This window comes from Flavobacterium sp. N502536 (assembly GCF_025947345.1).
Taxonomy (GTDB): domain Bacteria; phylum Bacteroidota; class Bacteroidia; order Flavobacteriales; family Flavobacteriaceae; genus Flavobacterium.
In genome coordinates this window covers 1,341,452-1,363,489 of record NZ_CP110011.1, presented here as the reverse complement: position 1 = coordinate 1,363,489, position 22,038 = coordinate 1,341,452, and the positions used below count along the sequence as shown (strand labels likewise).

Below are 22,038 nucleotides of genomic sequence, written 5' to 3'. Positions count from 1 at the left end.
GTTATTTTAAGATTATTGGGGGATTATTTTTTCGTTTTTTTGTCTGCTTTGTAGTTCTTGCCGGACCATCTCTTGAATTTCATCCCGAGTCATTACGCTTCCGTCAGATTTTATGAAACCTTCGCTTTTGATTCTCCAAAAATTAAATTTCTTAAAATCTTCAGCATGCTGAAGCGATTCTTTTTTTAATGTTTTATTACTTTTAAAGAGTCTGGAAATAAAGGATCTTTCTTCTAATTCTTCTAAAGCTTCTTCTTCTCCCTCCATCAATTCTAACGGATTGGGTTTTCCTTTCCAAAATTCCTTAAAAGCAACATTGGTTTCATTGAAATTAGCATTGGGATCATTCATCATTTCTTTCCATTTCGGACTTTTACGAAACTCTTTCAATTTTTCCTTTCCAATTTGTGATTGTGCAATTGACAGTTGCAAAAAGAACAATAATAGAAGCAATATAATAGTAGGTTTTTTCATTTTATAAATAGGTTTGAGATTGATGATCTGTTTGCAGATCCATTGCTTAAATAACCTGAATAAACAATCCGTTGGGACGTAATTCAATTATTTGATTCTTACTATTGTTTATAGGTCGATTGAAGATGGATTTATTATATCCTATCAATTGTTAATGCTTTAATTTTTGCTAAAACGCTGTTTTAAATGTTTGGAGAAACACAAAAACAATTTTCGTTTTCTTTTAGTGAACTGACTTTACTCAATTAGATTAGGAGCTTGTTGCTTGTTAATTTCTTTAAATAAAGAAATTCTCATGGTCAACAGGTATAAGTTCAGCGGTTAAATTCAAGTCAATTGTCTTTCAATCAGGTATTTTTGCTTTCTGAGAGCTCTGATTTAAAATGTGGTTTAAAACCTGCTTTGATCTAAAATAGACTCAAATTTTGTTTTATTATGGGACAAAAGTATAGTTTTAGCCTTGTTTTAATTTGGCTATTGTAACAACTGCCATTTGTATGTAATGATTGGTTATTTCGTGTTAATATTTGGTTTTTTGAACACAAAAAAGTTGGTAGTGTTTTAGAGTAGAGGTTTGTACGTAATGACAATGTAACTCATTAAAAAGAATATAATTTTTTTGGGGTAGTTGACAGCGAATCGTTTTTTATGCTTTAAGTCGGTTTGGAAAATTAAAAATTACAGTAAAAGACAATAATTTTGAATTATTCAGATGGATTTTTGTTCGCTGAGATGATAAAGTTGGATTTAATATTGAAATTGAAATTTAGATTTGTAGGAAAAGAATCTAAGGAACAGAAATATACGTATGTAGTAATGAGGGGATTACTGTTTTAAAGGGTTATTCTTACGTTAAAAATGCTATATCGTTTTTGTTTTTCTTTTTTTGTTTTAAATCTTGTGTTTCTGCAAAAAACTTATACATTTGCCAAATAATTCGTTGTAAGCCCCTGTTTTTGTGCGAATTATATGAAATTAGCTAAATTTAACAACCTACCTTGCTGTATTGCAGCATGTTAAAATTATGAAGATAATCAAGACTGTTTTTTTTACAATTTGCCTGACTTTGATAAGTGGGTTTAGTGCTTTGGCACAATCCATACCGCCACCACCAGATGATCCGGATGATCCTGACATAGTTCCAATAGACGATCACTTAGTTTTTTTAGCAATAGTGGCTATTGTTTTAGGAATTACAATTATATACAGAAATAAAATGAAAAAAGCTTCAATGTAAATTGAAGCTTTTTTTATGTGTGGTTTTCAAGCACTACTTGTTTATCGCATAAAGTCTTGAAATGTATTTGCCAACAACATCAAATTCAAGGTTGATTTTGGTTCCAACTTTGAAATTTTTAAAATTGGTATTCTCAAAAGTATACGGTATAATGGAAACGCTAAATTCGTTTGTTTTAGAGTTTACAACCGTCAGACTTACTCCGTTAACTGTAATAGAACCTTTTTCGATAGTAATATTGCTGAGGTTTTTGTCGTATTCAAAAGTATAATTCCAGCTTCCGTGCGCTTCTTCAATTTTAATACAGGTCCCGGTTTGGTCAACGTGTCCTTGCACAATGTGTCCGTCTAAACGGTCGCCAAGCTTCATTCCTCTTTCTAGATTTACAATATCGCCTTCTTTCCATTCGCCGATATTTGTTTTTAAAATGGTCTCATCTATAGCGGTTACCGTATAAAATGAATCTTTTATGGCTACCACTGTCAGACAGATTCCGTTGTGGGAAACGCTTTGGTCAATTTTTAATTCATTTGTAATAGATGAGTCAACTGTGATGTGAAGATTGTTTTGATCTTTTTTTATTTCGTGAATCCTTCCTAGGGTTTCTATAATTCCTGTGAACATTGTTGTTTTATTTTACTAAATTTGCACATCAAAATTAGTAATAAATAACCTGAGCTCATGAATAAAAAAGCAGAAAATATAATTGTTGGAATTTCAATTGGAGATTTAAACGGTATTGGAAGCGAAGTTATATTGAAAACATTCGAAGATTCCCGTATGTTGGAGATGTGTACGCCAGTTATTTTTGCAAACGCTAAAATACTTTCTTTTGTTAAAAAGAGCTTTACATCTTCAGTTCAGTTTCATGGTGTGGATAAGTTAGAGCAGATTTTGCCTGGAAAAGTCAATGTTTTTAACCTTTGGAAAGAAGGAGTGGATATCAATCTGGGTAAAAATGATGAAAAAATTGGCCAATATGCGATTAAATCATTTGTTGCGGCTACCAAAGCGTTAAAAGAAGGTTTGATAGATGTTCTGGTAACAGCACCAATCAATAAATACAACATTCAGTCGGAAGATTTTAAATTTCCGGGACATACCGATTATTTAGATCAGGAGTTAGATGGAAATGCCTTAATGATGATGGTTCAGGACAATTTGAGGGTAGGTTTGCTAACGGATCACGTACCGTTGAGTGAGGTTTCTTCGCATTTGACCGAAGAGCTGATCACCAGAAAGATTGAAACGATCCGAAAATCTCTGATTCAGGATTTTAGTATAGTGAAGCCAAAAATAGCTGTTTTAGGATTGAATCCGCACAGTGGTGATGGAGGAGTGATTGGTAAAGAAGAGGATTTGATTTTAAAACCAACCCTGAAGAAAATTTTTGAAAAAGGAACGATGGTTTTTGGTCCGTTTTCGGCAGATGGTTTTTTTGGAAGCGGTCAGTATGAAAAGTACGATGCGATTGTAGCGACTTATCACGATCAGGGATTGATTCCGTTTAAAACATTATCATTTGGAAAAGGAGTGAATTATACAGCGGGTTTAAATAAGGTGAGAACCTCGCCAGACCACGGTACGGCTTATGATATTGCCGGAAAAGACATGGCTGATTTTAACTCGTTTAAAGAAGCAGTTTATCTCGGAATAGATATTTTTCGCTCGCGTAATCAGTATGAGGAGATTACTGAAAAACCACTCAAAATAAAAGAAAAACAGTTATAAACAAAAAAAGGTGAATAAGATTATTAGTTTTATAATAATTTTATATCTTTGCACCCCAATTCAGGTATCTGAGTTTTAGATACGGATTGGTCAAATTGATGTTGAAATGAGCAAAACAAAAGATTTTTTAATTCCTTTCGTAGGATTAAAACTAGGAAAACACCATTTTGAGTATCAAATAAGTAACACGTTCTTTGCGAACTTTGATTACGACGAATTTCAAAGTTCGGATATCAAAGTAGGTTTAGTTTTAGAGAAGAAGAGCAACATGTTAGAGTTGGAATTCAAACACAAAGGAACTGTAAATGTACCTTGTGATCTGACAAGCGAAGATTTTGATTTGCCTTTAAAAGGTAAAATGAAGTTAATTGTTCGTTTTGGAGAGGAGTTTAATAACGATAATGAAGAGCTTTTAATCTTACCGCACGGAGAGCATGAAATAGATGTAGCACAATACATTTATGAAATGATTGCACTGTCGGTGCCGCTAAAACGAGTTCATCCAGGAGTGAAAGACGGAAGTTTACAAACTGACGCTTTAAAGAAACTGAATGAGCTAACGGTCAAAGAAGAGAAAAAAGAGAGTAAACAAGAAGAAGATATTGACCCGCGTTGGGACAAATTAAAGCAACTATTAACGGATAAATAATATAGTAAAATGGCACATCCTAAGAGAAAAATCTCGAAAACAAGAAGAGATAAGAGAAGAACACATTATAAAGCTACTGTAGCTCAAATCGCTACATGTCCTATTACTGGAGAAGCACATTTATACCACAGAGCTTACTGGCATGAAGGTAAAATGTATTACAGAGGGCAAGTTGTTATCGATAAATCTGTAGCGGTTGCTTAATACGTTTTTGTAAATGATACTGGAACTCTCACATAGTGAGAGTTTTTTTTGTTGGTTATAATTTTCTTTTTTTAAGAAAATTTCTACAAATTAATTTCGTTTTTTTTTTGTAATTTTCAAGTCTTTTAAAAATTTTTCAAATACACTGTATTTGAAACGAAATAATAGAATATAATGAATACAATCACAGCCGCAATTACCGCTGTTGGAGCTTACGTTCCCGACTTTGTACTTTCGAACAAGGTATTGGAAACGATGGTCGAAACTAATGACGAATGGATTACTACTCGTACCGGAATTAAAGAGAGAAGAATTTTAAAAGATGCTGATAAAGGAACATCGTTTCTTGCCATAAAAGCAGCACAGGATTTAATAGCAAAAGCTAATATTGATCCGTTAGAGATTGATATGATCATAATGGCAACAGCTACGGCAGATATGCCGGTAGCCTCTACAGGGGTTTATGTTGCAACAGAAATTGGAGCTACCAATGCATTTGCTTACGATTTGCAGGCGGCATGTTCAAGTTTCTTGTACGGAATGTCAACTGCTGCAGCTTATGTGCAGTCAGGAAGATACAAAAAAGTACTTTTAATTGGTGCCGATAAAATGTCATCAATTGTAGATTACACAGACAGAGCAACTTGTATTATTTTTGGTGACGGAGCGGGAGCCGTTTTATTCGAACCCAATTATGAAGGTCTTGGTTTACAGGACGAATACTTACGAAGCGACGGTGTAGGACGCGATTTTCTTAAAATTTCTGCAGGAGGTTCTCTGACTCCAACTACAGCAGAGACCGTAAAAAACAAACAACACAATATTATTCAGGACGGAAAAACCGTTTTTAAATATGCTGTAACCAATATGGCTGATGCCAGTGAATTGATTCTGCAAAGAAACAATCTTACGAATCAGGATGTAAACTGGTTAGTGCCACATCAGGCAAACAAGCGTATCATTGATGCTACTGCAAGCAGAATGAATCTTGAAGAGTCAAAAGTACTGATGAACATTGAAAGATATGGTAATACCACTTCAGCTACATTGCCATTAGTATTAAGCGACTTTGAACACTTGCTTAAAAAAGGAGATAATATTATTTTTGCTGCGTTTGGTGGAGGATTCACTTGGGGATCTATTTACTTAAAATGGGCATACGATAAAAAATAAATCAAAACTAAAAACGAATCATTATGGATTTAAAAGAAATTCAAAACCTAATCAAATTTGTAGCAAATTCGGGAGTTGCAGAAGTAAAGTTAGAAATGGATGATGTAAAAATCACCATCAGAACAACTTTAGAAACAAATGTAACTGAAGCTACTTATGTACAGCAATTACCAGCTCAGGCTGCATTGCCACAGGCAGTTGCTCCTCAACAAACAGCTCCGGTAGTTGTAAATGTAAATGCAGAGGCGCCTGCTGCTGTTGAAGATTCTAAATTCATTACTATTAAATCTCCAATTATTGGAACTTTTTACAGAAAACCATCTCCAGACAAACCAGTATTTACTGAAGTTGGAAGCACTATCGCTAAAGGTGATGTTCTTTGTGTAATTGAAGCAATGAAATTATTCAACGAAATCGAATCAGAAGTTTCAGGTAAAATTGTAAAAATTCTTGTTGACGATATGTCTCCTGTTGAATTTGACCAACCTTTATTCTTAGTTGATCCATCATAATTTTTAAAAATTCCAATAGACAAATCACAAAATCCAATTATTGGAATTTGAAGATTGGAATTTGTAATTTTTAATATAAATAAGATGTTTAAAAAAATATTAATTGCAAATAGAGGAGAAATTGCACTTCGTGTAATTCGTACATGTAAAGAAATGGGAATCAAAACTGTAGCAGTTTACTCTACAGCCGATGCAGAAAGTTTACATGTTAAGTTTGCTGATGAAGCGGTTTGTATTGGGCCCCCTCCAAGTAACTTATCGTATTTGAAAATGTCAAATATTATTGCTGCTGCCGAAATTACTAACGCAGACGCAATACATCCAGGATATGGATTTCTTTCTGAGAATGCTAAATTCTCAAAAATTTGTCAGGAGCACGGAATCAAATTTATTGGTGCAGCTCCTGAAATGATCGATAGAATGGGAGATAAAGCTTCTGCTAAAGCGACAATGAAAGCTGCAGGAGTTCCATGTGTACCAGGTTCTGACGGATTATTAGAATCTTTCGAACAAACACAAAAATTAGCTAAAGAATTTGGTTACCCGGTAATGCTTAAAGCTACTGCCGGAGGTGGTGGAAAAGGAATGCGTGCAGTATGGAAAGAAGATGAATTGTTGAAAGCATGGGAAAGTGCACGTCAGGAAGCTGCTGCTGCATTTGGAAATGACGGAATGTACATGGAGAAACTTATTGAAGAGCCACGTCATATCGAAATTCAGGTAGTTGGAGATTCATACGGAAAAGCATGTCACCTTTCTGAAAGAGACTGTTCAGTACAACGTCGTCACCAAAAATTAACGGAAGAAACACCTTCGCCATTCATGACCGACGAGTTGCGTGCAGCAATGGGAGAAGCAGCTGTAAAAGCGGCTGAATTCATTAAGTACGAAGGAGCCGGAACGGTAGAGTTTTTAGTGGACAAACACAGAAACTTCTATTTCATGGAAATGAATACCCGTATTCAGGTAGAGCACCCAATTACGGAGCAGGTAATTGATTACGATTTAATTCGTGAGCAAATTATGGTAGCAGCCGGAATTCCAATTTCAGGAAAAAACTATTTGCCACAATTACACGCTATCGAATGCCGTATTAATGCTGAAGATCCTTATAACGATTTTCGCCCTTCACCAGGAAAAATTACTACGCTTCATATGCCAGGAGGACACGGAGTACGTTTAGATACTCACGTATATTCTGGTTACAGCATCCCTCCAAACTACGATTCGATGATTGCTAAGTTAATTACAACTGCGCAGTCAAGAGAAGAAGCTATTAGCAAAATGCGAAGAGCTTTAGATGAATTTGTTATTGAAGGCATCAAAACTACAATACCATTCCACAGACAATTAATGGATGACCCAAGATATATTGCAGGAGATTATACTACTGCTTTTATGGATACATTTAAAATGAAACCTATAGAGGAATAAAACGAAAGGCTGTCGATTACGACGGCCTTTTTTATTTTACCACATGGTAAACCCGATAGGTTTGAAGAGCTTATCGGGTTTGCTTTTTAATGAAGTAAACACTTCTGGTGTGTATTTTTTATACATGTTTTGCCTGAGTTACACACTTTTTGTAAAGTTGAAATTCTGGCACATATGACTTAATCCCTTTAAAAATAAGGATTTAAGCAATTGTAGATACAACGTTTTCGTTACGGCATAATAATTTCATTATCTAAAGCGTAAACAACTATTAATAATTAAAATATACACATTATGAAAAATTTATTTTTATCAGCCGCAATTGTTTTAGGAGGTTTAACATCATTTGCATCAAATGCTCCAATGGCAAGTACTATCGTTAAAACGGTTTCTGTTTCAGACGAATATACAGAAATCAAATTAGAAGAATTGCCAGCTCCAATTACAGAAGCTTTGAAAAAAGCATACCCAAGTGCAGTAGTTACAAAAGCGTATAAAAACGAGAAATCAGAGTACAAACTAGACGTTACAGTAGGAGAAAAGGTAGGTAACCTTTTTGCTAATGCAGACGGGACCTGGATCAAAAAATAATTTAAAACAGTTCTTATGTTTATTCAAATTAAGAACATCAAAATAAAATTAAGAGTACTAAAATATACACACTATGAAAAATTTATTTCTATCAGCCGCAATCGTTTTGGGAGGTTTAACATCATTTGCTTCAACTTCTCCAATATCAAATACAATCGTAAAAGCAGTATCTCTTCAGGAAGAATACACTGAAATTAAAGTGGAAGAAGTTCCTGCAGCTGTAACTGCTGCTCTTAAAAAAGCGTATCCGGATGCCCTGCTTTCAAAAGCATACAAAAACGATAAGTCAGAATATAAACTTGAGGTTACAGTAGGTGACAAAGTAGGGGCTCTATATGCAAATGCAGATGGAACCTGGATCAAAAAATAAGTAATAAAGAACTATAAAAAAGGAACATTATGAAAAAGTTAATCTTATCGGCAGCTATCTTATTAGGTGGGTTGTCAATGCAGGCAGGAAATGTAACTCCGACAAGTTCAATGGTACAAACTGTAAGCGTTCAGGACGAATATAAAGAAGTTGATGCAGTTCCGGCTGCAATTAAAACAGCATTAGACAATGCTTATCCTGGTGTAAAACTGGATAAAGCCTATGTAAACGCGAAGAAAGAGTATAAAATAGAAATAACCGTTAGAGGTGAAAAATCTATAGTTTATACAGATGCTTCCGGAAACATTCTTAAAAAATAACTGTTAGTAACCCATAAAAACCATTTATAATGAAAAAGTTAATCTTATCAGCAGCAATTGTTCTGGGAGGTTTGTCTGTTCAGGCAGCAAGTCCGGTAGTATCAACATCAGCTATTCAATCTGTAATTGTTCAGGATGAATACAAAGAAATTGGTACAGATGCTGTTCCCGCAGCAGTAAAATCAACAATTGAAAAATCTTTTCCGAATACGAAACTTGAAAAAGCGTATAAAAACGAAAAAGACGAGTACAAACTGGAAATCTCAACCGGAGATAAAAAGTATACTGTATTTACAGATGCTTCGGGGAACATCCTTAAAAAATAATTACCTAATTTTATCAGCTAATACGAATTAAAAAAAAGCAAATACTTATGAAAAAATTAATTTTATCAGCTGTCATCATTTTAGGAGGTTTATTAACGAATGCAGAAGCGACTACATTAAAGAAATCGGTTTTGAGCGTCGTTAAATTTCAGGACAATTTTAAGGAAATTAAAGCGGAGGCACTTCCTGCTGAAGTTAAAGCTACTTTAGAAAAATCTTTTCCTGGTTCAAAGCTTGTAAAGGCTTATGTGAACTCGAAAAAGCAATACAAATTAGAACTTAATTCCGGGGTCGATCAGGACAAACATTTTGTTTTTACAGATGACAAAGGAGTCATTGCCCCGAAATACTAAAAAAAAGAATAATATGAAAAAATTAATCTTATCGGCAGCAATAGTTTTAGGAAGTATGTCAATTTATGCTTATAAAATAACTACTCCGAAATTGGAAGAAGTAACTGTTTCTGTTCAGACAGAGTATACTGAAGTTAGTGCAGATGCCGTACCTGCTGCTGTAAAAACAGCATTGCAAACCGCTTATCCGGGTGCTAAGCTTGTAAAAGCAGCGGTAAACGAGAAAAAAGAATATAAACTTGAGATATCAGTTGGTGACCAAAAGGCTACTGTTTTTTCAGATGTCAATGGCAACTGGTTGAAGATATAATTAGGTGAATTTAGATTTATGTTTTTGGTGAAAAAGAGATTGCAGAGATGCAATCTCTTTTTTTTTACATAATTTTATGAAAAGACAATTTTATTAGTATTATTTTAGCAAAAAAGTCCTCAAACGCAAATGCCAAAGATATTACTGATAGAAGATGATATTTCGTTCTGCAAATTATTAGAAAAATTTCTAATCAAAAAAGCATACGATGTAACCATTGCTTTTTCGGCTGCCGAAGCCAGAATTGCGATCAAAAAAGAATCTTTCGATTTGATTTTAACAGATCTTCGTTTGCCTGATTCTGACGGTATTGGACTAATGTCGGAAATCAAAACGGAGTACCCTCAGGTCCCTGTAATCTTAATGACAGGCTATTCGGATGTTAATACCGCGGTTAAAGCCATAAAAAATGGCGCAGCCGATTATATTTCAAAACCCTTTAATCCCGATGAAGTTTTATTGGTGATTACAAATGCTTTAAAGACTTCGGAAACCGAAACGGAAGAACCTCCTGTGAAGGAGAAGAAAGCAGTTAAAAAACAAACTACAGCTGAAAACGAATTTGTAAAAGGAATTTCTGTTGCTTCTAAAAAATTGCTGGATCATATTCAATTGGTAAGTCCAACGGATATGTCGGTTTTAATTATAGGAGAAAGCGGAACCGGGAAAGAAATTATTGCTAAAAGTATTCATCAGCAAAGTTTAAGGAAAAACAACAATTTTATTGCGGTCGATTGCGGAGCTATTCCAAAAGAACTGGCGGCAAGTGAATTTTTCGGACATTTAAAAGGATCTTTTACGGGAGCAATCAGCGACAAAATGGGGTATTTTGAAGCGGCCAATGGCGGAACTCTTTTTTTGGATGAAATAGGAAACTTGTCTTATGAAAACCAAATTCAATTGTTGCGTGCGCTGCAGGAACGAAAAATTAAACCCGTTGGAAGTAATAAAGAAATAAACGTCGATATACGCATCATTACTGCTACAAACGAAGATTTACGCGAGGCAGTAAAAAACGGTGATTTCAGAGAAGATTTATACCATAGAATCAACGAGTTTTCGATATTGTCGCCTTCTTTAAAAGAGAGAGACGAAGATTTGATGGTTTTTGCCGATTATTTTCTGGAAAAAGCCAATCAACAGCTGAACAAAGAGGTTATCGGGTTTTCACCGGAAGTGGTTGCTATTTTTCAAAATTACAACTGGCCGGGAAATTTACGGGAATTACAAAATTGTGTCAAACGTTCGACATTACTGTCTAAAGGCGAGTTTATTGAAAGTGATGTGCTGCCCGCAGAGTTTTTTCAGATACAGAAAGAGTCGGGCTCGGGTGGTAGCTTTTCGTTGTCTGACAATGAAAAAGAAGCCATTATTCAGGCGCTGTCAAAAGCACAGAATAATAAATCGGAAGCTGCCAAACTACTTAAGATTACCAGAAAAACGCTTTATAATAAATTGAAGCACTACAATATCGATTAAACTACTTCCTCACGCAAGGCATCAAAAAGCACTGTTGTTTTTGATTTCAACGCACTAAAAATGGCTGCTGCCTCCGAAAGGTCAAGAGCCTTGCTTTCCAGAACCCTCAAAATATCCCCAATCTCACGTGTTTGAATTTGTTTGAACATAGGAGCCATTCGGTGTGCAATCGAGTTAATCTCGGCTGTGTTTTTTTCTTCAACAGCAATTTCTAAAGCATTCAGATTTTGAGAACTGTTTTCGATAAACGATTTCAGAATTTCTTTCAGTGCTTCTTCATCATTGCCTAAAAACTCTTTTAGCGTATCAAGAACATACAATTCTGAAGTAACAGTTTCTTCCTTCTCATTAATATCAGCCGTTGGTAAGGTATCGTGTTCCAGAATACGATGAATCGTCTCCAACAGTATTTTTGGGGAATATGGTTTTTGAATTACTGTGGTAAAACCGGCTTCTGTGTAAACCGCAGCATCGAGATCGGTCCTTCCGGTTAAGGCAATTGCGGGTTGGTTTTTAAAAGTCGAATAACCGCTGTTTTTTAGTTTTTCCAGGAACATAAAACCGTCCATTTCGGGCATTTGTATGTCGGTGATAATAAAATCGAAAGGAGTGTTTTCAATCGCTTCTAAAGCTTTTTCGGCGCTGTTAAAAGAAAATACCTCATGTTTTTCCTGTCTTAAAACGCCACTCGTTAAATTCAGCAGATTAATGTCGTCGTCAAGAACAATAAACGTCTGCTTTTGAGTGTTCGCAATAACAGGCTTTTTTTCTTCAATATTTGTGTTTTGACTATGATCAAACAATAAAGGCAGCTGAATTTGAAAAGTGCTCCCCTTTCCAAAAGTGCTTTCAAGACGCAGGTTTCCACCCAAAATTGAAATTATTTTCTGGCAGATGGATAATCCTAAACCGGTCCCGCCATATTTTTTTTCTATATTTTCATTTGCCTGTGCAAATTCTTCAAAAACCAATTGCTGATTTCCTTTTTCGATTCCAATTCCGGAATCCTGAATGGAAACCACAAAGAAATCATTGTTTTCAGTAATATATGCACTGATTTTTATAAACCCTTCTTCGGTGAATTTATAAGCATTTCCAATAATATTACTTAAGATTTGTTTTAATCTGAAAGGATCTCCAACGATACGGGTGCCTAGTTTGTCATCAACATTAATAATAAGATCGATGTTTTTTTGCTTGTAGACGGTTTGAATGCTTTTGGCAACTTCATCAATTACTTCCGGCAATAGAAAAGGGACTTTTTCAATGGTAATTTTCCCGGCTTCGATCTGAGAAAAATCCAGTAAATCCTGAACCAGCTGCGTGATGTATTCCGAAGAATTTTTAATGTTTTTGATGAAATAAGACTGCTTGGTATTCACATCAGAATTCCCCAGGAGTTCTGAATAACCCACGATCGTACTCAAAGGAGTTTTTAAATCGTGACTCACTGTCGAAATTAATTGCTCACGGCTTTTAAGCAGGTTCTTTGTTTTGAAATTCGCGATCTCGAGTTTCTTTTTGTAAACCTGTGATTTAGAGTAATCGCTCACAATTAAAATAGAGAAAAACAAGGTCAGGACCAAGCCAATAATGGCAGAAGCGGTTACAATCTCATTTACTTTTTTAAGCGATTTTTCTTTTAAAGAGTTGTTTTTTATCGAGTTGATGATGATCTCTCTTTCGATAATTCGAAGTACTTTTCGAAGCTGATCTGAAATGGCGATCTCGTTCTTTAGTAACTTATTTTCCTCAAAATTCAGCGATTCTTTTTTCTTTTCGGCTTTTAGTTTTACGTTGCTTAACAGTTTTTTCGAATTGGCCAGAATTGAATCCGAGGCTTGTTTGCTTAAGGTGTTGGTACTGTCATCAGGAATATTCTGATTGAGGTAATCTACATATTTTTGAAGTACATTTCGTTGGTAACTGCCTAACTGATTTGGGTTTTTGTTGAAATCCTGAAGTTCTAATTTTCGGAGTTTAAACTCCATTTTAGTAATTTCATCAATCGCGGTATTGACCGAAACTTCATCGTCGGCTTTGTTTTTTATGGTTTTTAATTGTTTGATGTTTTTTGTCTTTTCCGACAACAGGTAGGTAACGCTGTCTAATAGCGTTTTTTGATATTGTGTGGTAACAATTTGTTTTAAAGTATCGATTCTGGATTTCAGAGAGTCTGTTTCGGTAAGGTAACTTTTAAAATCTTCCTCTGAATTCGTTTGAATGGTTTTTCTGGCTAAGCTTTCGGTTTTGTACACGTTCGAAAATAATTTGCTTACTTTAAGGATTTTGGTCTTTTCAAAAGCAATTTTATTTTCGAGTTTGTTGTACACCACATTTTCAGCATACAAGAACCATCCTACGGTAACAACTAATCCCAGTAAAGCAATATAACTGAAGAGTACTTTTATCGGCATGTAACTTTTTTTACTCTCCATCTGGTAGTGTTATAAGTTTTAGGAAGTTTATTGGGGAAACAACCGCAATTTATCTAAAATTTCGGTTTTAGAAATATAAAATAATGCTAATATTTTATATAATTAAAAGATTTTAAAAACAAAATAGCCGCAGATTGTAGTACCTGCGGCTATTTTTTATTTTAAGTATTTCGATTTAAAGTGTCTCGTTCAGCCATTTGAAAAATTCGCCTTGCCAAACCTGAGCATTTTGTGGATGTAAAACCCAGTGATTTTCATCAGGGAAATATACAAATCTACTTTTGATTCCTCTTAACTGAGCAGCCTGAAAAGCTTCTTGTCCTTGTCCGATTGGCACACGGAAATCTTTTCCGCCCTGGAAAATTAAAATAGGTCTGTTCCAGTTTTGTACCAAAGTTGCAGGGTTGAAAACAGTATATGATTTTTGAGCTGCAGCATTGTCTTTCTCCCAGTAAGGGCCACCAAAATCCCAGTTGTTAAAGAAAACCTCTTCGGTAGTTCCCAACATACTTACGGTATTGAAAACACCATCATGAGCGATAAAAGTTTTGAAACGGTTTTTGTGAATTCCGGCCAAATAGAATACAGAATATCCTCCGTAGCTTGCTCCCACACAACCTAAGCGGGATTTGTCAACATAACTTTCTTTAGCAACATCGTCGATTGCTGACAGGTAATCGTCCATAACCTGTCCGCCCCAGTCTTTACTGATTTGTTCGTTCCATTCAACACCATGACCCGGCATTCCGCGACGGTTTGGCGCTACAACCACATAACCTTTTGCGGCCATTAATGAAAAATTCCAACGGAAAGAATACGATTGCGTCAGGGCGCTTTGAGGTCCTCCCTGGCAGAATAATAAAGTTGGGTATTTTTTTGTAGCGTCAAAATTTGGAGGTAAAATTACCCAAACCAACATTTTTTTACCATCTGTAGTGGTCACATAACGCTTCTCAGTTTTACTAAGTGCTAATGTTTTGTAGGTTTCTGTGTTTACATTTGAGAGTTGTTTCCAGGTATTTTTCTTTAAGTTAAAAGAATAAATTTCCGGAGCATGATTCATATCGTTTCGGGTTACGATGATATCGTCACCTGCAAAACCTACTAAATCATTCACATCAAAATCTCCATTTGTCAATTGACGAACCTGAATCGCAATTTTGGTCAATCCTGGAAAGTTAACAGAGAAAAGCTGTTTTGTACCGTCAACCGGAGCTACAAAAAAGACAGTTTTACCGTCTTTACTCCAGATGAAATTGTCAACAGTTCCGTCCCAGTTTGCTGTAAGGTTTGTTTTGATTCCTTTAAATTCAACCATAAGGTCGTTTTTATCGGCTTCATAACCGTCACGTTTCATTTGCAGCCAGGTTAAATTTCCGGTTGGAGAAAACTGTGGCGCTGTATCGTAACCTAAATTACCTTCGGTTCTGTTTATCGTTTTCTGAGTTTCTAAATTGTACTCGTAAATATCGGTATTAGTAGAAATCGCATACTGAGTTCCTGCTTTTTTCTTGCATACATACAAGATGCTTTTTCCGTCAGGAGACCAGATGTAATCTTCGTCACCACCAAAAGGTTTTTGCGGAGAATCAAAATTTTCACCTTTCAGGATGTCGATTCCAACCGCACCTTCTTTGTTTTCTTTGTAAAAAACGTGGTTGAATTTACCTTCATTCCAGGTATCCCAATGACGGTAATCCAATCCGTCATAAATTTGAGCGTCTGATTTGTCCAGTTTCGGATAAAAATCTTTCCCTAAAACTTTTTCCAGTTTTACCTCTTCGTTGTACACTAAAAATTTCCCGTCAGGCGAAACGTTTTTGTCAGCCAAAACTTCTTTAGTGTCTTTAATTTCGGTGGCATTTCCACCATTTACAGGAATGATGTAAAATTTAGAAGACGATTTGTTCTCTTCAATGGATGGGGTCGAAACCTTAAAAACAACATTTTTTGAATCTTTCGAAAGTCCAAGTGCACTCACTCGTCCTAATTTCCATAACAATTCCGGAGACATTACCTGCTGTCCGATAGCGTTTAAACTCATCATTATTAAGGTTGTAAATAATACTTTTTTCATAAATAAAATTCTAATTTTCGTGGGACTAAAAATACAACAATTAAATTCCAAATTAGCTAAATTCCAAATTCCAAAAATTGTTAAATTTTATCAAGCTGAATTTCAAAATTTGGATTGAATTTTTTTTCGCCACGAATTCACGAATTATTTTTGCTAATCTTTGAGGATTCGTGGCGAGAAAAACTTTAGTGTGTTTTGGAGTTTGGAATTTGGAATTTCGAAAAATTGGAATTTCATAAATAGAAATTTCTATCTTAAATTTATTTCCTAAATTGGGATTTGGATTTTAACTAATTGGAATTTATTATTTTATGACTGAACTAAGTTATTGGGAGCTTAAAAATTGGTTTACAAATGTTGATTATACTGTTGTAGGCAGTGGCATCGTAGGGCTACATGCCGCATTACGCCTGCGAGAAAGGTTTCCGACAGCAAAAATTCTGGTATTGGAAAAAGGAATGTTGCCTCAGGGTGCAAGTACCAAAAATGCTGGTTTTGCCTGTTTTGGAAGTCTTTCCGAAATTATGGAAGATCTCAAAACACATTCAGAAGAAGAGGTGATTCAACTAGTTGAAAAACGATGGAAAGGTTTGCAATTGCTACGAAAAAGACTGGGAGACGCCGCAATAGACTTTAAACCTTATGGAGGATATGAGGTGTTTTTAAAAGAGGATGATCTTAATTTTGAATCTTGTATTTCGAGACTGTCTTTTGTCAATGAAATTTTAAAACCACTTTTTAAAACCGATGTTTTTACCAAAGAAGCAAATCGCTTTGGGTTTGGAAATATTCAGAAGGATTTAATTTTTAACCCGTTTGAGGCGCAAATTGATACCGGAAATATGATGCAGGAGCTGTTGAGACAAGCAGTTTCTGAAAATATACTGATCTTAAATCAGCAAACTCTTACTGCTTATTCTGATTTGGGAAACCAGGTAGAACTCGTACTGGATGATTTTAGTTTTAAATCTGGTAAAGTTCTTTTTGCAAACAACGGTTTTGCCAATAAACTAACAAAAGGTGCTGTAAAGCCCGCCAGAGCTCAGGTTTTAATTACAGAACCTATTGCAAACTTAGAAATCAAAGGCACTTTTCACCTGGATCGAGGGTATTATTACTTCAGAAATATCGGCGATCGGATTTTACTTGGAGGGGGGCGAAATCTTGATTTTGAAACCGAAACGACTACAGAATTTGGCCAGACTAAAATTGTACAAAATAAATTGGAGGATTTACTTAAAAATGTAATTTTACCTAATCAGGATTTCCAGATAGCCCATCGTTGGAGCGGGATCATGGGAATCGGAAATAGTAAAAATCCTGTTGTTACTCAATTGTCTGAAAACGTGTTTTGTGGCGTTCGATTAGGCGGAATGGGAGTAGCAATTGGGAGTTTAATAGGAACAGAATTAGCAGATTTAATATAATTTTAAAAGAATTTAATTCAAAATACCACAACCCCAAAAAATAGATAATACATGCAAAAAACTACTCTAGTTGTTCTTTTTTCTTTTTTTACCTTTCTTTTTACACATGCCACTAATAAAACTAAACCTATTGTAGCCGATCCGGTTTTTGATGTAACCGTTTCACTTATTGGTGAAGTTTTGGTCGAATATCATGCATATGATGTTTATAATACTTACGAATGGCAGTTCGAATATGGGCCTGCAGGTTTTAAGCCTGGGGAGGGGATCACTAAGACTTTTTCCGGTATAAACTTTTATCGATTTACATTAGATCCATTAAGAAAATATGATTTTAGAGTCAGAGAGAGACGTTTGCAGGGGACAGTTTTTTTATGGGGAAACTGGTCAGACACAAAAACAGTACAGGGATCAAGTGATAAAGTCTTTTCTGTGGGTTATGCCACAAACTTTAATGATAAAAACACCACAAATTTAGAGTGGAGAGGTCTTATCTATAACAATAGCAGTAGTATAGCCACTGTATCTCTTACAACCTATAAGAATCATAGCGAAAATAATGCGGCAGGTTCTTCGATGATGATGGCTAGTTATAACTATGACGATAAAAGCCATATTGGTTTGATATCTCCAAGATTCAATGATTTAGCCACCGATCGAAAAATAAAATTCTGGGTAAACGGAAATTATAATTCGGATACAGAATTGTTGGTGGGGACTATGAGTGATCCCAATGACAAAAATACATTTCATCTCCTGCAAAAAATAGAGCCAAAATCAGGGTTAGAATGGAGACAGGAAACCGTTTATTTAACTAATTATAATGGCACCGATCAATATGTGGTGTTCTTTTTTAAGAGAGGATATTATGGGAGTAACGGTACCAGTTTGTATATAGACGATTTTAGTTACGAAAAAGCATCAGATTGTTTCGATCAGACTAATTTTGCCGTATCAAACGTTCAGCAAAATAGTGCCCAGATAAGTTTTGATGCTCCTAATCAAAATAACTTTCAAGTGAGTCTGACCAATATAGTTAAGAAAACTACTGAAATTTTTACTATTAAGAGCAGCTCTTTTACTTTGGATAAATTGGTTGGAAATACAGATTATGAAGTAAAGGTACGTGCGAATTGTATTGATGATTTGTTCTCTAACTGGACTAAGACAATAAGTTTCAAAACGCCTTGTACCGTAATTACAGATAGGTACAGTACCTCTTTTGAAGGGACAAAATATATTGATCCTTGCTGGAGTGTGATTGCAGGAAAATGCTTGATTCAGAGCAGTTTGGAAGATACAGGCTGGGCAAGAAAGCCCGCACCCAAAACAGGTACGACAACGATTGTAATGTCGAAATTTGTAGGTGCTTTAAATGTTGATAAAGCCTATCTTGTAACACCATATATTGCGGATCTGGATTCTGATAAAAGAATAAGATTTAGTCTTTTAGCTTATAGTAGCGACGATGAGTATAACAAAACTTCGCTGACCATAGGAACAATGTCTGATCCTAAAAATGCAGCTACGTTTGTTGCTTTAAAAACAATTCTGCCTTCAGAGATGAACGAGACTGAAAACGAATATAAGTCTTCGTTATGGAAAGAGCATACCGTTTATTTAGATAATTATGTAAAGAGCAATAACCATAATTATATTGCTTTGAGATACAATAATGAAAGTGATTCCTATTTTAGTATCGATGACTTTACATATGAAAAGACACCTGTATGTCTGGAACCTCTTAATCCTAAAACCATCAGTTTGGGTTATGATTCTGCCACTGTTAGTTGGGAAAATTATAAACCTGCATCGCAATTTCAAATAGAATACGGACCAAAAGGATTTGCTCATGGTTCAGGAAAGATCGTTGATGCGGCAGCAATTCCGTTTAAGTTAGAATCGCTTCAGGACGATACAGATTTCGATTTTTATGTTCGTGCAAAATGTGGAAGTGAATACAGCGCGTGGTCTGACAGAGGTAATTTTAAAACCAAATGTTTAGGATTAACGGCCGGGTATACTGAAAATTTTGAAAATACAGTTTTTGAAAAAAATGGATGCTGGACCAGAATTGTGCCTTATATTTATCAGAGGTATTATCGTAAGGATCGTTTTGTGAATATTAATACGATCACTAACAATAGTTCTACGGTGCATAATGGTTCCCAATCCGTTTTGCTTTCAAGTCAGTTAGATCTTGTTTACCCTCCAGGAACAGGAGAGAAAACGGATAGAGTAGTGCTGGTTTCTCCGAGATTTAAAGATTTTGACAATTATAAAAAGATCAACTTTTGGATGCAGGTTCCTAAAGATTCAGATGACCTATCAGTGGAACTTATCATAGGAACCCTTTCAGATCCGGAAGATTATTCTACTTTCAAAGCTTATAAAACTATTGTAGTTCCGGTTGCAAATAAGGCTAAATGGCTGAACTATGATGTTGATTTTTCTAATTATTTTGGAACGGATAAATATATCGGGTTCAAACAAAAGATTAGTAATCACCGATCAACCAGGTTTTTTATAGATGATTTTCAATACATTCAGAATAACTGTCCAATTCCCGGAGTATTAGGTGCAAGACAGTCAGGTCCTGATAGTGTTTTGCTGGATTGGAAAGATAATAATACCCTAAAACCATCCCAAAGTTTTGATATTGAGTATGGATCTAAAGGTTTTGTAAGTGGTTCAGGAACGATAATTAAGGTCACTGAAAATCCGTATAATTTGGCGGGATTAGCTCGTGGCACTTACGAATATAGAGTAAGAGCATATTGCGATACCAATATCACCTCAGATTGGAGTGATAGATATACCTTTAAAACTTCTTGTTCAAAAACAGCACCTTTTGTTGAGGATTTTGATGAACATGGCAGGAATTTAGATCAAAGTACTACTTTTTGCTGGAGTTACAATATTCAGCTTTATGCGCAATTAGCAGAATTTAATTTGACGAATATTACCAGTGCGCCTTATGCTTTTGCATTGTATACAAACAAAGACAGTGCAATGTTGATTTCTCCTTATCTGGATGATTTTGATAAAAACAAAAAAGTAAAATTTTGGCTTAGAGGTTCGCAGACGGGTAGTTCGAGAGCCGGAACTTTAATTGTAGGAACAATCAAAAATGCTGCGGATCTTAGTACATTCGAACCTTATCTGACCATTACAGAGCAGGAAATTAATAGTTTACCACTGTACGGAAAAGAGGTTAATATTGATTTCTCTCAGTACCAGGGAGCAAACAAACAGATCGTTTTTAAATATATGGCCGAATCAACTAATGGAGACTACGTACGAAACACTCTTTTAATAGATGATTTTCGTTATGATCAGACTTCAGCATGTTACGAACCAATAGATATAGTTTTCTCTGATATTAATCATAATTCGACGTTAATAAGCTGGACTTCTAAAAATCAGGCAACAGAAAATGTTCAGATAGAATACGGATTAACCGGTTTTACTAAAGGTACAGGAACTATTGTAATCACCAAAAAGAATGAGATTCTGATATCTAAGCTGCAAACCGGAACCTCGTATGAGTTTTATTTCAAAACCACTTGTGCATCCGGTAATTCATTAGAAGCTGGACCGCGAAAAATAGAAACGACATGCGAAGCACTGGCACTGCCGTGGAAAGAGAAATTTACCAATCTGAGTCGTTACGGAACAAATGTCCTTCCGGATTGTTTTAAGTTTTTAAGAGGTGAACTTATTTTAGAAAATACAGCTCAGGATGATCTTAATTATAGATTTAGTCCGGATTATAAAAGGTCCGGATTTGATGATACCGGTTATTTATATCTTAACGGTGGATTTTGGACTCAGATCATGACTCCTATGTTTTATTTAAATGCGGGGACTACTTATAAGTTTAACCTGAAAGGGCGAAATAGTTATGAGTATCGTATTCAGGGTGTTGGGTTATATGTTGGAAAAGGGCAAAACGATTACAATATGTCACTTAATATTAGTCAAACAGGGAACAACGATAGACTGACCGAATACAATTATAGAGATGTATCTTATTATTTCACGCCTCTGGTATCGGGAGACTATAGCTTTTTGATGGAATTTGCCAATACGGGTGGTTCACGATTACTTGTTGATGATTTTGAATTGAAAGAAGGATATACGTCTTCTATTGATGGAAGTGGAAAAACAATAACATATGACTTTACAAAAATGCCGTCAGGAGAATTGATTTTTGAGGGGGGCAACAAGAGAATTGTTTTAGATTCTAACAATAATATACTGGTGATGAAAGGAAACGGTACACCATCAGAATGGAAGAATGTTAATGGAACTTCTCAAATAAAGAAAGGAGCCGCTGTTGAGAATTCTTCGGTATGGGAAAGAAATGAAAGTAGTATCGCCAAGATAAATACAAAAGTAAATGCAGCAAATGCAAGCAGTTTATTTATGCATTTTGATCTAAAACAGACCTTTGTTTCTTCAAATACAGAATCAATGTTTAGAGTTGTCGTAAACGGGAATGTAGTGGGAGATGTAATAAAACCAGAGTCGGCCAGCGGTGATGATTATAAAAAATACACAGTTGATCTGACACCATATGTTGGGGCAGATATTAGAATGTCATTACAGCATATTGGTAAATCTGAGGCCGGAGATAATGCTTATCTGGACAATCTTGTGTTTGATAAAACGTCGTCACTGGGTGTTGACGGAACTCATTTTTCCAATTTTAAATATTATCCAAATCCCGTAGAAAATGTTTTACATATAGAAAGTAATTCGGTACTTTCGAAAGTAGAAGTTTATACTTTAAGCGGACAATTGCTTTCTATAAATAACTACTCGGATTCTAAAGTTAGTATTGATTTTAAAAATCATACTTCAGGCGTATATTTGTTGGTTGTAACTCAGGATGATAAAAAAGAAACGTTTAAAGTAATAAAGAAGTAAT

General features: G+C 35.3%; 20 protein-coding genes. 16 read left to right on the top strand and 4 right to left on the bottom strand.

The window, feature by feature from the left end:
* Nucleotides 1-12: 12 nt before the first annotated feature.
* Nucleotides 13-474: a hypothetical protein gene (locus OLM61_RS06210; protein WP_264525537.1), complete on the bottom strand. Its 462-nt coding sequence runs from the start codon at nucleotides 472-474 to the stop codon at nucleotides 13-15.
* A gap of 1,024 nt (nucleotides 475-1,498) precedes the next feature.
* Here OLM61_RS06210 and OLM61_RS06205 point away from each other — a divergent pair.
* On the top strand, nucleotides 1,499-1,711 hold the full coding sequence (locus OLM61_RS06205) for a hypothetical protein (protein WP_264525536.1): 213 nt from the start codon (nucleotides 1,499-1,501) through the stop codon (nucleotides 1,709-1,711).
* A gap of 33 nt (nucleotides 1,712-1,744) precedes the next feature.
* On the opposite strand, the gene OLM61_RS06200 is transcribed toward OLM61_RS06205, so the two are convergent.
* Nucleotides 1,745-2,335 (bottom strand): riboflavin synthase, encoded by a 591-nt coding sequence (locus OLM61_RS06200; RefSeq protein WP_264525535.1) that lies wholly within the window; start codon nucleotides 2,333-2,335, stop codon nucleotides 1,745-1,747.
* Between the two features lie 57 nt (nucleotides 2,336-2,392).
* On the opposite strand from OLM61_RS06200, the gene pdxA reads away from it, so the two are divergent.
* The 13 genes from pdxA (at nucleotide 2,393) to OLM61_RS06135 (ending at nucleotide 11,163) form a co-directional block, all read left to right on the top strand.
* Nucleotides 2,393-3,442 (top strand): 4-hydroxythreonine-4-phosphate dehydrogenase PdxA, encoded by a 1,050-nt coding sequence (gene pdxA / locus OLM61_RS06195; RefSeq protein WP_264525534.1) that lies wholly within the window; start codon nucleotides 2,393-2,395, stop codon nucleotides 3,440-3,442.
* Nucleotides 3,443-3,548: 106 nt separating this feature from the next.
* Complete coding sequence (locus OLM61_RS06190; protein WP_264525533.1) at nucleotides 3,549-4,091, top strand: YceD family protein; 543 nt, start codon at nucleotides 3,549-3,551, stop codon at nucleotides 4,089-4,091.
* Nucleotides 4,092-4,100: 9 nt separating this feature from the next.
* Nucleotides 4,101-4,295: a 50S ribosomal protein L32 gene (gene rpmF / locus OLM61_RS06185; protein ID WP_007137315.1), complete on the top strand. Its 195-nt coding sequence runs from the start codon at nucleotides 4,101-4,103 to the stop codon at nucleotides 4,293-4,295.
* A gap of 174 nt (nucleotides 4,296-4,469) precedes the next feature.
* The gene (locus OLM61_RS06180) at nucleotides 4,470-5,468 is read left to right on the top strand and encodes a beta-ketoacyl-ACP synthase III (protein ID WP_264525532.1); all 999 of its coding nucleotides are present in this window, start codon (nucleotides 4,470-4,472) and stop codon (nucleotides 5,466-5,468) included.
* A gap of 23 nt (nucleotides 5,469-5,491) precedes the next feature.
* On the top strand, nucleotides 5,492-5,980 hold the full coding sequence (gene accB, locus OLM61_RS06175; RefSeq protein WP_173966028.1) for an acetyl-CoA carboxylase biotin carboxyl carrier protein: 489 nt from the start codon (nucleotides 5,492-5,494) through the stop codon (nucleotides 5,978-5,980).
* An 84-nt stretch (nucleotides 5,981-6,064) separates the two neighbouring features.
* Nucleotides 6,065-7,414, top strand: coding sequence for an acetyl-CoA carboxylase biotin carboxylase subunit (gene accC, locus OLM61_RS06170; RefSeq protein ID WP_017496276.1), 1,350 nt, complete (start codon nucleotides 6,065-6,067; stop codon nucleotides 7,412-7,414).
* 294 nt (nucleotides 7,415-7,708) lie between these two features.
* Complete coding sequence (locus OLM61_RS06165; RefSeq protein ID WP_264525531.1) at nucleotides 7,709-8,005, top strand: hypothetical protein; 297 nt, start codon at nucleotides 7,709-7,711, stop codon at nucleotides 8,003-8,005.
* 73 nt (nucleotides 8,006-8,078) lie between these two features.
* Nucleotides 8,079-8,375, top strand: a complete 297-nt coding sequence (locus OLM61_RS06160; RefSeq protein ID WP_264525530.1) for a hypothetical protein — start codon at nucleotides 8,079-8,081, stop codon at nucleotides 8,373-8,375.
* A gap of 29 nt (nucleotides 8,376-8,404) precedes the next feature.
* A complete protein-coding gene (locus tag OLM61_RS06155) occupies nucleotides 8,405-8,695 on the top strand; it encodes a hypothetical protein (RefSeq protein ID WP_264525529.1) in 291 nt (96 codons plus the stop codon).
* A 29-nt stretch (nucleotides 8,696-8,724) separates the two neighbouring features.
* Nucleotides 8,725-9,021, top strand: a complete 297-nt coding sequence (locus OLM61_RS06150; RefSeq protein ID WP_264525528.1) for a hypothetical protein — start codon at nucleotides 8,725-8,727, stop codon at nucleotides 9,019-9,021.
* 47 nt (nucleotides 9,022-9,068) lie between these two features.
* On the top strand, nucleotides 9,069-9,374 hold the full coding sequence (locus OLM61_RS06145; RefSeq protein ID WP_264525527.1) for a hypothetical protein: 306 nt from the start codon (nucleotides 9,069-9,071) through the stop codon (nucleotides 9,372-9,374).
* Between the two features lie 13 nt (nucleotides 9,375-9,387).
* Nucleotides 9,388-9,684 carry a PepSY-like domain-containing protein gene (locus tag OLM61_RS06140; RefSeq protein WP_264525526.1) on the top strand — a complete coding sequence of 99 codons (297 nt, stop codon included), beginning with the start codon at nucleotides 9,388-9,390 and terminating at the stop codon, nucleotides 9,682-9,684.
* 129 nt (nucleotides 9,685-9,813) lie between these two features.
* Nucleotides 9,814-11,163, top strand: a complete 1,350-nt coding sequence (locus OLM61_RS06135) for a sigma-54-dependent transcriptional regulator (protein WP_264525525.1) — start codon at nucleotides 9,814-9,816, stop codon at nucleotides 11,161-11,163.
* Here OLM61_RS06135 and OLM61_RS06130 read toward each other — a convergent pair.
* Together OLM61_RS06130 and OLM61_RS06125 are read right to left on the bottom strand one after the other, a co-directional pair.
* Nucleotides 11,160-13,601, bottom strand: a complete 2,442-nt coding sequence (locus OLM61_RS06130; RefSeq protein WP_264525524.1) for an ATP-binding protein — start codon at nucleotides 13,599-13,601, stop codon at nucleotides 11,160-11,162. The two genes, OLM61_RS06135 and OLM61_RS06130, sit on opposite strands and share 4 nt — an antisense overlap.
* A 175-nt stretch (nucleotides 13,602-13,776) precedes the next feature.
* The gene (locus OLM61_RS06125) at nucleotides 13,777-15,678 is read right to left on the bottom strand and encodes a S9 family peptidase (RefSeq protein ID WP_264525523.1); all 1,902 of its coding nucleotides are present in this window, start codon (nucleotides 15,676-15,678) and stop codon (nucleotides 13,777-13,779) included.
* A gap of 311 nt (nucleotides 15,679-15,989) precedes the next feature.
* Here OLM61_RS06125 and OLM61_RS06120 point away from each other — a divergent pair, with 311 nt between their 5' ends.
* A complete protein-coding gene (locus OLM61_RS06120; protein WP_264525522.1) occupies nucleotides 15,990-17,105 on the top strand; it encodes an NAD(P)/FAD-dependent oxidoreductase in 1,116 nt (371 codons plus the stop codon).
* Nucleotides 17,106-17,156: 51 nt separating this feature from the next.
* Entirely contained in the window at nucleotides 17,157-22,037 is a 4,881-nt protein-coding gene (locus tag OLM61_RS06115) for a T9SS-dependent choice-of-anchor J family protein (RefSeq protein WP_264525521.1), read from the top strand.
* The last annotated feature ends 1 nt before the right edge of the window (nucleotide 22,038 follow it).

What these genes read in the sequence shown, in the direction of transcription:
- OLM61_RS06180 (WP_264525532.1), top strand. Translation starts at nt 4,470, where the DNA reads ATGAATACAATCACAGCCGCAATTACCGCTGTTGGAGCTTACGTTCCC.
- OLM61_RS06120 (WP_264525522.1), top strand. Translation starts at nt 15,990, where the DNA reads ATGACTGAACTAAGTTATTGGGAGCTTAAAAATTGGTTTACAAATGTT.
- OLM61_RS06210 (WP_264525537.1), bottom strand. Translation starts at nt 474, where the DNA reads ATGAAAAAACCTACTATTATATTGCTTCTATTATTGTTCTTTTTGCAA.
- OLM61_RS06140 (WP_264525526.1), top strand. Translation starts at nt 9,388, where the DNA reads ATGAAAAAATTAATCTTATCGGCAGCAATAGTTTTAGGAAGTATGTCA.
- OLM61_RS06115 (WP_264525521.1), top strand. Translation starts at nt 17,157, where the DNA reads ATGCAAAAAACTACTCTAGTTGTTCTTTTTTCTTTTTTTACCTTTCTT.
- OLM61_RS06150 (WP_264525528.1), top strand. Translation starts at nt 8,725, where the DNA reads ATGAAAAAGTTAATCTTATCAGCAGCAATTGTTCTGGGAGGTTTGTCT.
- rpmF (WP_007137315.1), top strand. Translation starts at nt 4,101, where the DNA reads ATGGCACATCCTAAGAGAAAAATCTCGAAAACAAGAAGAGATAAGAGA.
- pdxA (WP_264525534.1), top strand. Translation starts at nt 2,393, where the DNA reads ATGAATAAAAAAGCAGAAAATATAATTGTTGGAATTTCAATTGGAGAT.
- OLM61_RS06165 (WP_264525531.1), top strand. Translation starts at nt 7,709, where the DNA reads ATGAAAAATTTATTTTTATCAGCCGCAATTGTTTTAGGAGGTTTAACA.
- accB (WP_173966028.1), top strand. Translation starts at nt 5,492, where the DNA reads ATGGATTTAAAAGAAATTCAAAACCTAATCAAATTTGTAGCAAATTCG.
- OLM61_RS06125 (WP_264525523.1), bottom strand. Translation starts at nt 15,678, where the DNA reads ATGAAAAAAGTATTATTTACAACCTTAATAATGATGAGTTTAAACGCT.
- OLM61_RS06130 (WP_264525524.1), bottom strand. Translation starts at nt 13,601, where the DNA reads ATGGAGAGTAAAAAAAGTTACATGCCGATAAAAGTACTCTTCAGTTAT.
- OLM61_RS06205 (WP_264525536.1), top strand. Translation starts at nt 1,499, where the DNA reads ATGAAGATAATCAAGACTGTTTTTTTTACAATTTGCCTGACTTTGATA.
- OLM61_RS06155 (WP_264525529.1), top strand. Translation starts at nt 8,405, where the DNA reads ATGAAAAAGTTAATCTTATCGGCAGCTATCTTATTAGGTGGGTTGTCA.
- OLM61_RS06135 (WP_264525525.1), top strand. Translation starts at nt 9,814, where the DNA reads ATGCCAAAGATATTACTGATAGAAGATGATATTTCGTTCTGCAAATTA.
- accC (WP_017496276.1), top strand. Translation starts at nt 6,065, where the DNA reads ATGTTTAAAAAAATATTAATTGCAAATAGAGGAGAAATTGCACTTCGT.
- OLM61_RS06160 (WP_264525530.1), top strand. Translation starts at nt 8,079, where the DNA reads ATGAAAAATTTATTTCTATCAGCCGCAATCGTTTTGGGAGGTTTAACA.
- OLM61_RS06200 (WP_264525535.1), bottom strand. Translation starts at nt 2,335, where the DNA reads ATGTTCACAGGAATTATAGAAACCCTAGGAAGGATTCACGAAATAAAA.
- OLM61_RS06190 (WP_264525533.1), top strand. Translation starts at nt 3,549, where the DNA reads ATGAGCAAAACAAAAGATTTTTTAATTCCTTTCGTAGGATTAAAACTA.
- OLM61_RS06145 (WP_264525527.1), top strand. Translation starts at nt 9,069, where the DNA reads ATGAAAAAATTAATTTTATCAGCTGTCATCATTTTAGGAGGTTTATTA.